Source organism: Oribacterium sp. WCC10 (assembly GCF_900113415.1).
Classification (GTDB): domain Bacteria; phylum Bacillota; class Clostridia; order Lachnospirales; family Lachnospiraceae; genus Oribacterium.
In genome coordinates this window covers 17,545-32,081 of the sequence record NZ_FOPH01000029.1, presented here as the reverse complement: position 1 = coordinate 32,081, position 14,537 = coordinate 17,545, and the positions used below count along the sequence as shown (strand labels likewise).

Genomic DNA, 14,537 nt, shown 5'->3' with positions numbered 1-14,537 from the left:
GACAACCCTACCACCGAGATCGTTACTTATACTGTACAAGGCAACGATGACCGGAAATACTATGTTGATGATTATGCACCTGAAAGCTACCATGAACTTAATTCAAATATTTGCTTTCCGGTATATATCAAGACCTATATCCGAAAGAACGGAGAGGCTTCATATACTATCAATATCCAGAAAGTCGAAGCAGGCAAAGGTGAACATTTCTGATTATTACAACCTCACGGCTGTGGATGCATTTTTCTTAGGATGTATTCATGGCCGTTTTCTTTTCCGAAACCACTTTTATATCTGACATACAGACGCTTTACAGTCTAGTGGGCTCCCTAAAGCTGACTGGTTAAGTGTTATTCCAAAAGTGAATATCATGATATTTATTTTATTCATTAGCGAAAACCTGGTCAAGGATTTACTATGAAATCAGAAGGAGCAAAAAAGATGGATACAGAAAAGATTCTTGTAAGCCTTTCAGACATGGGCTGCAATGAGAAAGAAATAAGCTTTATGAAAAAGATGTATGAAGAAGGGGATACCGATACGCTCCTTCGAGATCTCAGGAAATGCCGTTGTCACCTTATGGATGAACTTCATGCCAGCCAGAAAAAAGTAGATAACATGGATTTTTTGATAAGACAGATTCAGAAAGAAAAATGATTCAGGAGGATAGCAAAATGATCAGAAAAGAAGATTTAAACCTTGTAACAGAGTGGGATAAGACTTTCAAGAAGAGTGATAAGGTAGATCACAGCAAAGTAACATTTGTAAACAGATATGGAATCACCCTGGCAGCAGATATGTATGTTCCTAAAGATGCAGAGGGTAAGCTCCCAGCCATTGCAGTATGTGGACCTTTTGGCGCAGTTAAGGAGCAATGTTCTGGTCTTTATGCTCAGACAATGGCGGAGAGAGGATTTCTGACAATAGCATTTGATCCTTCCTTTACGGGAGAGTCCGGTGGAAATGTAAGATACATGGCATCTCCTGATATCAACACAGAAGACTTTATGGCGGCAGTAGATTTCCTTTCTTTAAATGAAAAGGCTGATCATGACAGAATCGGAATCATTGGTATCTGTGGATGGGGCGGAATATCAATTAACACAGCAGCTCTTGATACAAGGATCAAAGCGACTGCAGCTATGACAATGTATGACATGACAAGAGTAAATGCCAAGGGATATTTTGATTCAGAGGACAGTGAAGAAGCAAGATACCAGCATAAGGCAGCTATGTGCGCGCAGAGACTGGAGGACCTTAAGGCTGGTGAATATAAGCTTGGCGGCGGAGTAGTAGATCCACTTCCGGAGGATGCACCTTTCTTTGTAAAAGATTACTATGACTACTACAAGACCGACAGAGGTTACCACAAGAGAAGTCTTAATTCCAACGGCGGCTGGAACGTGATCGGTTGTGAGTCTTTCGTTAATCAACCAATCCTTAAGTACAGCAATGAAATCAGAAGTGCAGTTTTACTTGTCCATGGAGAAAAGGCACACTCATGTTATTTCTCAAAAGATGCTTATGCAGATATGATCAGAGACAGCAAGTATGCAGATAATAAGGAACTTATGATAATCCCTGATGCTGTACATACAGATTTATATGATGGCGGAGATAAGGATTATATTCCTTTTGACAAGCTGGAGAACTTCTTTAAGAAGAATCTGAAATAATGATAACGGTTGAAGAAATACTGGAATATCTTAATTCGGACAGAATAGAGGATATGACAGAAAAGAAATAAAGGATGGGATGATATGAGCAAAGTATTAGTAATTTCAACAAGCCTTCGTGCAAATAGCAATTCAGATATACTTACTGAAAAGCTTATAGAAGGAGCAAAAGCATCAGGACATGATGTGGAGCATATAAGTCTTAAAGGGAAGAGCATAGGCTTTTGTATAGGATGTCTGGCATGTCAGAATACTCAGAAATGTGTCATTAAGGATGATGCTGCTGAGATTGCAGAAAAAGTAAAGAATGCAGATACCCTTGTATTTGCAACTCCGATTTATTATTACGAGATGAGCGGCCAGATGAAAACTCTTTTGGACAGGCTCAATCCGCTGTATCCTTCAGACTATAAGTTTAGGAATGTATATATGCTCTCTGTTGCGGCTGAGGATGAAGAGTTTGTGCCTGAAAAGGCTGAAAGCGGACTTCAGGGATGGGTTGACTGTTTTGAAAAGGCTGAGTTTTCCGGTTCCTTATTCTGCGGTGGCGTAGGCGATATGGGTGAGGCATCGAAAAAAACTGAAGAGTTAAACGAAGCCTTCGAATTTGGTAAAGCTCTAAAATAAAGGAAGTCTGCGATGAAAATGAAAATGATTTTTCTGGCATTCTGTATGACCATAATGTTTTGCATGAGCGCCTGTGCAGGGACAACCAAAAACACAAGCTCAGATCTGGGTGCCGTAACTGAAATATCAGCATCAGAAAATAATGAAACGGAAAGTCCGGAAGAGAATGTTATGTCGGAGGGAACAGCTATGTATCAGCTTGCCGCAGAAAATGAATCAGCAGAGGATGAAGCTATTGAAGATAGTTCTATGACAATGAAAATCGGCGATACAAAAGTTAATGTGGATTGGGAAGACAATCAGGCTGTAGAGGCATTGAGGAATATGGCTGAAGACGGTGATGTTACAATTCAGATGTCAATGTATGGCGGTTTTGAGCAGGTGGGATCTATAGGTCAGAGTCTTCCAAGAAATGACAAACAGACGACAACATCATCAGGGGATATAGTTCTTTATTCAGGGAATCAAATGGTTGTGTTCTATGGGTCTAATAGCTGGTCATACACACGGTTAGGTCACATATCTGATAAGGATGAGGCTGGCATGACTGAGTTGCTTTCAAATGGCGATGTTACAATAACTATTAGCATGGGATAGGGATTATTAAAGTAGAAATATATTGGTACAAAAACGGTGACTATAAGTCGAAAGATTTATAGTCACTATTTTTTTAAAAAAATTATTTTGATGTAACTATTGGCATTACATCTATGGGATGATATATTTGCACTATCGGATGAAACCACAGAGGTTACAACAATGGACTTTTTAACATTCGAGGATAATTACCTCGCAGGGCAGAGCCCGGAAAGGAAAATAATCATGACAAATAAGGAAAAAGCATTAGCACTCATCGGTACATTCGTATCAGGAGATACAGCAAAGGCAAAGGAACTTCTTGCACCAGGTTATATTCAGCATAACCTCGCATTTGGAACAGGGGCAGATGCATTTGTAGCAGCAGTTGAAGGACTTGCACAGGCACCTGTAAAAACAACAGTTAATAACATTCGTGCATTCGAGGATGGAGATAAGGTTTTCCTTCAGACAGTATATAATTTTGCAGGAGCAGGAGAGCAGGTCGGATTCGATGTTTTTAGATTCGATGCAGACGGTAAGATTGCAGAGCACTGGGATAATCTGGCAGACAAGGCAGCTCCTAATCCTTCAGGACATACTCAGATTGATGGAACTCTTGAGAAGAAAGATGTAGATAAGGAAGAGACACGTAAGGTTGTTGCCGGATTTGTAGGCGATGTACTTCGTGGGGAGAATCCTGACAAGCTCACTTCTTACTACGATGGAGATAAATATATTCAGCATAATACTTCAATTGCAGATGGTCTTTCAGGTCTTGGAGCTGCACTTGAAGCTATGGCTAAGCAGGGAATCTCAATGGTTTATAACAAGACTCATATGGTTCTTGCAGATGGAGATTATGCACTTGCCTGCTCGGAAGGAACCTTTGGCGGTGTACCTACAACCTACTATGATCTGTTCCGTGTTGAGAACGGATTTATCGCAGAGCACTGGGATGTAATGGAGACATTAGCTGATAAGTCTACATGGGCTAATGAAAACGGAAAGTTTTAATGTAACCATTGCAACTACATCTGCCACGAAGTAAAATGGTGACAGGAGGGCGCAAATCGTCCAGTGGATGATTGTTCTGCGCCGACCGAAATGGAATGGAGAGATTAAAAATGCAGATATCAAGTAGATTTACGGTTGCACTTCATATTTTTACATGTGTGGATACATTTAAGGATGAACACAAGGTAACGAGCGATTTTCTTGCAGCCAGTATAAATACGAATCCTGTCATCATTAGAAAGATACTTACTCAGCTTAAGAACGCAGGGCTAATAAATGTTATCAGAGGAACAGGCGGAATAGAGCTTACAAGAGATCTTAAAGATATAACTTTTTATGATGTGTATCAGGCAATTGAGCCTTTGGAGGATGGAGATTTATTTAGATTTCATGAATCACCAAATCCAGAGTGCCCTGTTGGTAGGAATATCCATTTACTTTTGGATGATAAGTTGAAAAGCATCCAGGAAGCGATGGAATCCGAGATGAAAAAATACACTCTTAATGATTTAAGATCCGGAATGCAGGAACTGTTGGCAAAAGAAGCTTAACAATGAGACTCTGAGGTGTTTACTTCAGAGTCTTTTTTTAGAAGGATGTGTAATATGGAAACTAAGGCTAAAAAATCAACACAGGAAGAACGCCTTGATTATCTCGTAGAAGAGTTTAAGGCAGATTCTGCTGAATATAAGGATTTAAAGACTCCAAATAGTACGGAAGATAAAAGACGAATCTTAAGGTCACTTATGAATATTCGTATGCCAAAAGAATTATCTTCTGAGGTCATGAAAGTACAGGATGAATATCTGACTGAAAGAGCGGCTGAAAAGGGTGTGGTGAATCTGTCAGACATTCCGGTTATCAGGGACGGACTTTCTATCTGGCAAGGAGATATCACAAGACTTTCGGTGGATGCTATTGTTAATGCCGCTAATTCGCAGATGCTCGGTTGTTTTGTCCCGATGCATACTTGCATAGATAAAGCGGCACCTACCTCAATCACACAGGTATACAACAAAAGAATGGCAAGGTGCTCGTAAACCTTGCATTACCTGTAGAAAAGCCTTCTGAAGATGCTACTCCTGGAGAAATTCTTTTGTATCATAGAGTGAACCGTGGAATTAGTCATCAGGAATTGGCAGATAAACTTGGATATAAGAGGGCATATGGAATAGTGGATTTGGAGAGAGGATTCAATCCAATTCATTATAAAGATGCAGTCAAGCTTGGCAAAATTCTCAATATTAGTCCGGATGAACTTCTTAATGAGCATACTCGATTTTGCAAACCTGGTTATGGTATTTGCATTGCAAAAATACGAGAGATGTATGGTATGACTCAACAAGAGTTTTCAGATCTTATCAGTGTAACCAGAAGCAGGCTATCAGCATGGGAATCTGAATGCACGGGTTTCCATCCAAACGAAGAAAGTTTCAATAAGATAAAAAATCTTGCAGTGGGCATTGGAGTTGATTTTAATAGGCTGATGGATAATCCTGCTGAATATAGAGATGAGTACAATATTTTTGTTGAAAGCAATTGGGGTCTGAAGATTAAACAAATTAGGTTAGCACATGGTATGCTCTTGGAAGAATATGCATCAGTGATAGGATGTGACAAACAAACTCTGGAGCATTGGGAGATAGAATGTGTAAGACCTTTAAGAAAGTATTTTCCAGCTATAAAAGAAACTGCTATCGCCTGTGGTATTGAACTTGATAGATTAAATGCAAATCCGTCCTATTTTGGGAGTGATTTTCAAAGATTTATAGAGAAAGACTGCAATAAGAAAATAAAGAGTATCAGAATGGCATATGGAATGACAACCTATGCTTTGGGAAATCTTATTGGGTGTACTGGAGAAGCAGTCTGTAGATGGGAAAGAGGTATTTGTACTCCAGAGCTTAAGTACTTCAAAACTATAGAGAGAATAGCTAAGGAAAAAGGAATTACCATTGCGGAGTTAAATGAGACTCCGGAATTGATTGGTGATGATTATGAGCTATTCTGTAATAGTGGATATAGTAAAGTAATAAGAAGTATACGAAAACAATGCGGAATGCTACAGGGAGAATTTGCTAAGGAATTGGATGTGTCAAGATCATCTTTAGCTAACTGGGAGCAAGGAAGGTTTATTCCTAGCAGAGATAATTACAATATATTAAAGAAATATGCGGAAGAAAGGGGACTATCTTTAGATGAATCATGATGAACAAAGAATTTGGTTGATACAGGAATTACAGAAAGAAGATAGTCAGCTTAGCAATTATCCAATACCTAAGGACAAACAGGGGCAAAAGGATTTGCTGCGCGGACTTATGAATATTTGGATTCCAAAGGATTATGATGACGAGTTTTGGAAAATTCATGACGATTATTTATCTGAGGAAAATAGATTAGCTGGCATAGTTGATGTACATAGCTTACCACCTATAAAAGGTGATGATAGAATCATTCTTTGGCAAGGTGATATGACTACGTTAAAGATTGGAGCTATCGTAAATCCTGCGAACAGTGGTCTCACAGGATGCTGGCAAATTCTTCATTCCTGCGCAGATAACATTATTCACTCGAAAGCTGGGCTTGGCCTCCGCTACAAGTGTAACTGCATAATGGAAAAGCAGGGGCATCCTGAACCTACAGGTCAGGCCAAAATCACTCCGGCATATAATTTACCTTGTGATTATGTTATTCATACAGTAGGTCCTATAGTTCAAGGACCTCTGACTAAAAAACATGAGGAACTATTGGCATCCTGCTATAAATCATGCCTTGATATAGCAGAAGAAAATGGCGTAAAGAGCATTGCTTTATGCTGCATTTCTACCGGTGTTTTCATGTTTCCTAATCAGAGAGCTGCTGAGATTGCTGTAGAGACAGTTAAAAACTGGCTTGATGAGACAGGCAGTGAGATGAAGATTGTTTTCAATGTATTTAAGGACCTTGATTTTGAAATATATGAAAAACTGTTAAATGGTTAAGCTATAAGGAGTGTTTTATAATGACAACGGCTAAGATCAGATTGTTTCAGCCAAATGGATATCAAGAAACAATAAAAAAAGGTTTAAGTGCCATACATAGCTTTAACAGCGGTATGTCCCTTGGAAAAGATGATGATACAGAGCAGCTTGACAGATTAAAAGAAGAAATAAAGACAGCTGATGCTATTGTTATTGGAGCCGGGGCAGGACTTTCTACTTCCGCAGGGTTTACGTACAGTGGAGACCGGTTTAAAAAGTGGTTTTCTGATTTTGAAGGAAAATATGGTTTTCAGGACATGTATTCAGGCGGGTTTTACCCATACAAAACCAAGGAAGAGTTCTGGGCATATTGGTCAAGGTATATCTACATCAACAGATACCTTGATGCACCTAAAGATACTTATACAAAACTTTATAACCTTGTTAAGGATAAAGATTACTTTGTGATTACAACAAACGTGGATCATTGCTTTCAGAAAGCAGGCTTTGATAAGAAAAGATTATTTTACACTCAGGGAGATTATGGTCTGTTTCAAAGTTTGAATCCGGCAATTAGGAAAAACTTTGATAATGAAGACTGGGTGATGAATGCCATGAAATCTCAGGGATTTGTTAAGGATGGGAATGGAATTTTTGCAATACCATCTGGCGGCGTGGTCAGAATGGAAATTGACAGCAGTTTGATTCCAAAGTGTCCGATTGATGGAAGTGATGTCACCATGAATCTTAGAAGTGATGATACATTCCTTGAAGATGGAGGCTGGCATAGAGCATCAGCGGCTTATTCTGATTTCCTTAGAAGACATGAAAATCTGCATGTGCTTTTCCTGGAACTTGGGGTAGGCAGCAATACACCAGTAATAATTAAGTATCCATTCTGGCAAATGACAATGGAAAATGAAAAAGCTACATATGCATGCTTGAATTACAAAGAGGCATACTGTCCCAGAGAGATAGAAGATAGGAGCGTATGCATTAACTGTGATATAGATGAGCTTTTGGATAATCACAGGTGGCGTGATTATTGGAAGTTATGATATGTGTGCTTGACAAAAATACTCCTATATCGTAGCATTAAACTACGATATAGGAGTATTAAATTATGAAGGCAAATGGTGGATTTCTTGTTACAAAAATAAAACAGCTGGGTGATCGTATATTTGAAAGGATACTGGCAGAAAAAAACATTGATGCATTTAACGGAGCTCAAGGAAGGATTCTTTATGTCTTATGGCAGGAAGATGGTGTTCCTATTAAAATTATTTCCGAGAAAAGCGGACTTGCAATTACTTCACTTACAACCATGCTTGAGCGGATGGAAAAAAACGGACTGATAAGCCGCAAAACTGATGAAGCTGATAAGAGAAAAACTCTTCTGTTCCTCACAGATAAAGCCAAAGAACTTAAAGAAGCTTATGACTCCGTATCCAATGAGATGGGGAATATTTATTATCGTGATTTTACGGATAAAGAGATTCTTCAGTTTGAAGAGTATCTAAACCGCATCAGGGTAAACCTTGAGGAATGGAGTGACAAATGAGTATCTGTATTAAAGATCAGATTCAGAACATGAATCTTGTTATAGGGTGCACTGTTGGATGTCCGTACTGCTATGCCAGAAACAATACGAGGCGTTATCACATCATAGATGATTTTGAAAAGCCACAGTTTTTTCAAGGAAAGCTTCGTATGATGGAAAAGAAAAAACCGCAGAATTTTCTGCTGACCGGCATGAGCGATCTTTCGGGCTGGCATGAGGAATGGAGAGAGGAAATCTTTAAAAAGATAGCAGAGAATCCTCAGCACCAGTTTCTTTTTCTTACCAAACGACCGGATCTTCTGTCTTTTGAAACAGATCTTGATAATGCATGGTTTGGCGTTACAGTTACGAGAAAGTCTGAGTTATGGCGTATTGATGCACTGCGGAGCAATGTGAAGGCAAAAAAATATCATGTTACCTTTGAGCCTTTGTTCGATGATCCGGGTAAGGTTGATCTTACAGGCATTGACTGGATTGTGGTGGGAACCATGACAGGTGCAAAGAGCAGGACTGTTAAAACAGATCCCGGGTGGGCTTATTCATTGACAGAACAGGCTCATGAACTGAACATTCCTGTATTCTGGAAAGAAGATCTTGTTCCGATTATGGGAGAAGAAATGATACAGGAAATGCCGGATGCTTTTAACAAAGTGCTGGAGGAACAGAGGATATGGAACAACCAGAAATCAAAGTAAATCATATAGAAACAAAAAGTGTAATGACAAAATCGAATACTCCTATTGGAGGATATTCGGTGAATCCCTATGTGGGGTGTCCCCATGCCTGTAAATACTGCTACGCATCTTTTATGAAACGCTTTACAGGGCATACGGAGGAATGGGGAACCTTCATGGATGTGAAAGACTGGCCTGAAATAAAGAATCCAAAGAAGTATGCCGGCCAGAAGGTAATCATTGGAACAGTTACGGATGGTTATAATCCGCTAGAGGAAACATATAAAAATACAAGAAGACTTCTGGAAGAACTAAAGGACAGTGGTGCGGACATACTTATCTGCACAAAGTCAGACCTTGTACTAAGAGATCTGGATCTGCTAAAAGAGATCAATGAAAATAGCAGACTTACAGTATCATGGTCAATCAATACTCTCGATGAAGAGTTTAAAGATGATATGGATGCGGCAGTAAGCATAGAAAGAAGGCTTGCTGCAATGAAAGAGGTATATGCGGCAGGCATTCGTACAATTTGCTTCATTTCACCCGTTTTCCCGGGGATTACGGATATAGAAGCAATCATAGACAGGACAAAAGATCAGTGTGACCTTGTATGGCTTGAGAATCTGAATCTTCGCGGAGGTTTTAAGGCAGATATCATGAAATACATTTCCGATAAACATCCGGATCTGGTGCCGCTGTATGACGAAATTTATAACAAAAAGAACCGCAGCTATTTTGAAGCGCTGGAAAAGAAAGCAGAAGAGCTGGCTAAAAAGTATGATTGCAGGTTTGTTGATAATGAAACTCCGTATGAGAGAGTAGAGAAAGGACATCCAACAATCGTAGATTACTTTTACCACGAAGAAGTAAGAGGAACTGCCAATAGTGGAAAGAGAAATGTAATACATAATTCTTGATGGAAGAATAAATCAGAAGTTAATCGCACAACTTCCAGTTGCGGAGATAAAGATGGTAATAATTATAACGGGAGCATCCCATGTCGGGAAAACGATTCTGGCACAACGGATGCTTGAGAAATACAAATACCCTTATTTTTCAATTGACCATTTGAAAATGGGACTTATTCGTAGCGGCATTACTGATTTCACCCCAGAAGACGATGATGAACTTACAGACTATCTTTGGCCAATCGTTCGAGAGATAATAAAGACTGCTATTGAGAATGAGCAGAACCTTATTGTTGAAGGCTGCTATATACCTTTTGATTGGAGGAATAGTTTTGGGGAGCAGTATCTTCAGTCGATAAGATTCATCTGCCTTGCTATGTCAGATGAATATATAGATTCGCATTTTGAAGAAATAAAATCACATGGCTCTGATATCGAAACAAGGCTTGAGGATTCTAATTGTTCAGCTGAGCAACTGAAACAAGATAACCACCAAATCATAGAGGGGTACCAATCTAACGGAGAACAGATCACTCTAATCACAGAAAGCTTCGATGATTCGATAAGGGGAGTATTGGATTAGCAAATTTGAAATAAACCATTTATCTACCACTTATGACATATTTTACTGTAAAAACAAACAAAACTATTACAATATTGTATAGGTGTATATTACTGTTTTGTAGATTTTATTTAAAATGAACAAAACCTTACAGAGCCAGTAATAGCAGGGGGTTATGGGTCAAAATAATTTTGTTTAAAAATTTTTGGTTTTACCAAAAAAATTTTTTTGACGAAAAATCCAAAAAATGAACAAAACCCTATCTTGTTCAAATAACATTGCAATATGGGAAAAGGTCTCTAATCAATCGAAATGATTAGGGACCTGTCGTTTTATGTGGTTATGTCAAACAAACGGTTTGCTGTTGTATAATGGAAGTAAAGGAAACAAATAGCCATAAATCTTAACCGAACGTAAATCAACATGGAAGATTATTATGTCGTATTGATTGGGCTCAGGAGGATTAAACATGAATTTCCCAGCGAGATTTTATTTTGATAAAAGAACACAAGAAATACTGGAAAGTCTTACCATCCCGTTTGCGGTTTATCAATATATTGATAAACGGGTGGTGACAGTTGCGCTCTCAAAAGGATTCTGCGATGAATTTGGATTCAAATGTTTAGAAGACGCATATGCAGCCATGGATAATGATATGTATCGCGCCACCCATCCTGATGATAAGACCAGGGTTGCAGATGCTGCTTATCGTTTTGCCGCTTTTGATATTCCGTATGACATTGTATATCGTACCCGCACTTTAAAAGATCCAGACTATATCATCCTGCATGCATATGGAAAGAGCATCTATCCGAAACCGGATGTGCGCTTATGTCTGACCTGGTATGCCAACGAGGGACATTTCTCAAATGAACAGGGAACTTATGAAAGTGTCCTCAATCAGACTTTAAGACGTTTTCTTGAGGAAGACAATCAGTATCGTGGTGCCTACTATGATTATATGACGAGACTTCCAAATACGGTTTATTTCTATGAACTGGCTGAAGCGGGCTGTAAAAAGATGCAGGAACAAAATATCGATTCCGCGATACTATTTTTTGATCTGACCGGCTTAAAGCATTTTAACCGCTGGCATGGATTTGAAGAGGGAAATCGTTTGATCTGTGCTGTGGCAGATATTCTTGCCAAGCATTTTAGCAGCGAAAGCTGTGGCCGTTTTGCCCAGGATCATTTTGTCGCATTTGCTCCGGAAGAGGGATTGAAAGAGCATCTTGACGCAGTGATAGCAGAGTGTGCAAAAGTTAACGATGGAAAAAACCTTCCTGTGCGCATCGGTATTTATCCAAACCGGATTGAATCAGTACAAATCAGTACTGCCTGTGATCGTGCCCGGATGGCAGCTAATGTCCGAAAAAAGAATAATGAATCCTACTATGCGCTTTTTGACCTGGATATGATGTCTGAGGAGAAAAAACGCCAGAGTATCATAGACAATATTGATAAAGCCATCGAAGAAAAATGGATCAAAGTGTATTATCAGCCAATCGTCCGAACAACCAACGGCAAGGTTTGCAGTGTTGAGGCACTGGCACGATGGGATGACCCGGTGCTGGGGATGTTATCGCCCGCAGCATTTATTCCGGTTCTTGAGGATACCGGTCTGATCCATAAACTGGATATGTGTGTGGTGAGACAGGTTCTGGAAAATCTGAAATCAAACAAGAAGCTCTATAATCAAAATGTTCCTGTTTCTATAAATTTTTCCCGTGCTGATTTTGAAGCTTGCGATCTTGTTAAAGAGATCTGTACCCTTGTGGATGAAGCCCAAATTGACCGGAAGTTTATCAATATCGAAATAACAGAAAGTATGGTGGGCAGCGATTTCGACTATATGAAAGGACAGATCGAACGTTTCCGCTCACAGGGATTCCAGGTCTGGATGGATGATTTCGGAAGCGGCTACTCGTCACTGGAAGATCTTCAAAGTGTTAAGTTTGACCTGATCAAGTTTGACATGGGTTTTATGAGAAGGCTTGATGATGGAGAAGAAGGAAAAATAATACTGAAAGAGATGATGAAGATGGCGACATCTCTAGGGATTGATACGATCTGTGAAGGCGTTGAAACAGAGCGTCAGGTCCGTTTTCTTCAGGAAATTGCATGTTCTAAACTTCAGGGATATTATTTTATGAAGCCGGTTCCACCTGAACAGATAGTAGAAAAGTATACTGTAGAAATACAAAACGGGTTCGAAGATTTTGATCAATCCGAATACTATGAAACATTGGGAAGTGTCAATCTCTTTGATCTTTCATTTCTTTCCAACTTGGATGAAAGTGTCATAAAGAATACCTTTGATACAGTTCCAATTGGTATTATGGAAATTAACAGAAGCGGTGAAAAAGTAAGGTATGTACGCACCAATCAGTCCTTTAGAGTTTTTATGAAACGTGCTTTCGGATTTGACCTGTCAAATCCGGAAACAGAATATCCGGTTCCGAAGGAAGGCCCCGGATCTTCATTTATGAAGGCTATTGAGCAGTGCCGGAACAATGGCAATCGAGCATTTGTAGATGAAGAAGTTAAAGACGGTTCAATAGCCCGCTCATTTGTAAGGATAATCGCTGAGAACAGTGTAACAGGAGTGGAGGCGGTTGCTATTGGTGTTCTTTCCATAACGGAACCTAATGAAAGCACCACCTATGCGGATATAGCCAGAGCACTTGCGGCTGACTATTATAATCTGTATGTGATCGACCTAGATACAAACGACTACACAGAGTATTATTCGAAGGTCGGCGGCGAGGAAATGACAATAGTACGTCATGGTAAGGAATTTTTTGAATCTGCCAGACGAGATACAATGACTCGAATCTATGAGGAGGACAGGGAGCCATTCCTTAAATTATTCACCAAAGAGAATGTTCTACATGATCTGGATGCCCAGGGTGTATTTACGACCACATACCGGCTGATCGATACAGGAACACCGGTATACGTCAATATGAAGATCACAAAGATGAGGGGAGGAAATCGCATAATTCTTGGTATCAGTATCATTGACTCTCATATGAAACAGAAAGAATCATAATTTTTTTAGGCAGCTAATAAGGTTTTGTAGATTTTATGTAACATGAACGAAACTCTATAAAGCCATTAGTTATAAGGGTTTATAGGTTAAAATCTAAATGTTCATTATTTTTTGGTTTTGTCTAAAACGCTTTTAATACCAAAAAAATTTTTTTGAGCTGCCTGTAATAATTGCAGGCGGCTTTTTTTGAAGATGGAGATCGTTATGGACAATGGTAAAGTAGCTGTAATTACAGGTGGTGCTCACGGCATTGGAAAAGCTGTAGCAGAATCGTTTCGTGCTGATGGTGTTACCGTGCACATTATTGATAAAGCATCCGGGGACTGGTTTGTGGGTGATATAGGAGATAAGGAAACATTAGAGAGATTTGCAAAACAAGTCATAGAACAGTCCGGGCATGTAGATTACATCATCAACAATGCCCTTCCAATCATGAAAGGAATTGATGAATGCAGTTACGAGGACTTTCAATACGCCCTTTCCGTAGGTGTGACCGCTCCGTTTTATCTCACAAAGCTTCTGATACCTGTATTGTCAGACGGAGCATGTATAATCAATATTTCTTCATCCCGTGACAGGATGAGCCAGCCTAAAACAGAAAGCTATACTGCGGCAAAGGGCGGGATAGCTGCATTAACACATGCCCTAGCAATCAGCCTTGCAGGAAAAGCAAGGGTGAACAGCATTTCTCCTGGATGGATTGATACGACCGATACTGAGATCACAGGGGCAGATGCCTTACAGCAGCCTGTAGGACGCGTCGGAAAGCCGGAAGATATCGCTGAGATGGTAAAGTTCTTATGCTCTGATAAAGCCGGATTTATTACGGGCGAGAATATCTGCATAGACGGCGGCATGACAAGACAGATGATCTATCATGGCGAACATGGATGGACATACGATGTTTGAGAATGTTAAAAA

General features: G+C 39.6%; 17 protein-coding genes. All 17 read left to right on the top strand.

Annotated features, from left to right (window positions below; all coding sequences use genetic code 11):
* On the top strand, positions 1–213 hold a 213-nt coding region (locus BM294_RS16070), incomplete at its 5' end, for a hypothetical protein (protein WP_175494685.1).
* A gap of 204 nt (positions 214–417) precedes the next feature.
* Entirely contained in the window at positions 418–657 is a 240-nt protein-coding gene (locus BM294_RS14695; protein WP_242944557.1) for a hypothetical protein, read from the top strand.
* A 17-nt stretch (positions 658–674) separates the two neighbouring features.
* Positions 675–1,676 carry an alpha/beta hydrolase gene (locus BM294_RS14690; RefSeq protein ID WP_091209739.1) on the top strand — a complete coding sequence of 334 codons (1,002 nt, stop codon included), beginning with the start codon at positions 675–677 and terminating at the stop codon, positions 1,674–1,676.
* Positions 1,677–1,760: 84 nt separating this feature from the next.
* On the top strand, positions 1,761–2,303 hold the full coding sequence (locus BM294_RS14685) for a flavodoxin family protein (protein ID WP_091209737.1): 543 nt from the start codon (positions 1,761–1,763) through the stop codon (positions 2,301–2,303).
* Positions 2,304–2,315: 12 nt separating this feature from the next.
* Positions 2,316–2,900 carry a cyclophilin-like fold protein gene (locus BM294_RS14680; RefSeq protein ID WP_091209735.1) on the top strand — a complete coding sequence of 195 codons (585 nt, stop codon included), beginning with the start codon at positions 2,316–2,318 and terminating at the stop codon, positions 2,898–2,900.
* A gap of 162 nt (positions 2,901–3,062) precedes the next feature.
* Entirely contained in the window at positions 3,063–3,896 is an 834-nt protein-coding gene (locus BM294_RS14675) for a nuclear transport factor 2 family protein (RefSeq protein ID WP_242944556.1), read from the top strand.
* A 110-nt stretch (positions 3,897–4,006) separates the two neighbouring features.
* Positions 4,007–4,447 carry an Rrf2 family transcriptional regulator gene (locus tag BM294_RS14670; RefSeq protein WP_027112095.1) on the top strand — a complete coding sequence of 147 codons (441 nt, stop codon included), beginning with the start codon at positions 4,007–4,009 and terminating at the stop codon, positions 4,445–4,447.
* A 54-nt stretch (positions 4,448–4,501) separates the two neighbouring features.
* Complete coding sequence (locus tag BM294_RS14665; protein WP_330389892.1) at positions 4,502–4,936, top strand: macro domain-containing protein; 435 nt, start codon at positions 4,502–4,504, stop codon at positions 4,934–4,936.
* A complete protein-coding gene (locus BM294_RS14660; protein WP_091209732.1) occupies positions 4,927–6,105 on the top strand; it encodes a helix-turn-helix domain-containing protein in 1,179 nt (392 codons plus the stop codon). The genes BM294_RS14665 and BM294_RS14660 overlap by 10 nt, the downstream gene beginning before the upstream one ends.
* On the top strand, positions 6,095–6,877 hold the full coding sequence (locus BM294_RS14655; protein ID WP_091209730.1) for a protein-ADP-ribose hydrolase: 783 nt from the start codon (positions 6,095–6,097) through the stop codon (positions 6,875–6,877). The genes BM294_RS14660 and BM294_RS14655 overlap by 11 nt, the downstream gene beginning before the upstream one ends.
* A gap of 20 nt (positions 6,878–6,897) precedes the next feature.
* Entirely contained in the window at positions 6,898–7,914 is a 1,017-nt protein-coding gene (locus BM294_RS14650) for an SIR2 family NAD-dependent protein deacylase (protein WP_175494718.1), read from the top strand.
* Positions 7,915–7,979: 65 nt separating this feature from the next.
* Positions 7,980–8,417 carry a radical SAM mobile pair system MarR family transcriptional regulator gene (locus tag BM294_RS14645; RefSeq protein WP_091209726.1) on the top strand — a complete coding sequence of 146 codons (438 nt, stop codon included), beginning with the start codon at positions 7,980–7,982 and terminating at the stop codon, positions 8,415–8,417.
* Positions 8,414–9,112, top strand: a complete 699-nt coding sequence (locus tag BM294_RS14640; protein ID WP_091209725.1) for a radical SAM mobile pair protein A — start codon at positions 8,414–8,416, stop codon at positions 9,110–9,112. Before BM294_RS14645 ends, BM294_RS14640 begins: the two co-directional genes overlap by 4 nt.
* On the top strand, positions 9,088–10,011 hold the full coding sequence (locus tag BM294_RS14635; RefSeq protein ID WP_034451194.1) for a radical SAM mobile pair protein B: 924 nt from the start codon (positions 9,088–9,090) through the stop codon (positions 10,009–10,011). Before BM294_RS14640 ends, BM294_RS14635 begins: the two co-directional genes overlap by 25 nt.
* Positions 10,012–10,063: 52 nt before the next feature.
* A complete protein-coding gene (locus BM294_RS14630) occupies positions 10,064–10,585 on the top strand; it encodes a P-loop nucleotide/nucleoside kinase family protein (RefSeq protein WP_091209723.1) in 522 nt (173 codons plus the stop codon).
* Between the two features lie 448 nt (positions 10,586–11,033).
* A complete protein-coding gene (locus BM294_RS14625) occupies positions 11,034–13,616 on the top strand; it encodes a putative bifunctional diguanylate cyclase/phosphodiesterase (protein WP_091209721.1) in 2,583 nt (860 codons plus the stop codon).
* A gap of 204 nt (positions 13,617–13,820) precedes the next feature.
* On the top strand, positions 13,821–14,525 hold the full coding sequence (locus BM294_RS14620) for an SDR family NAD(P)-dependent oxidoreductase (RefSeq protein WP_091209719.1): 705 nt from the start codon (positions 13,821–13,823) through the stop codon (positions 14,523–14,525).
* Positions 14,526–14,537: the final 12 nt, after the last annotated feature.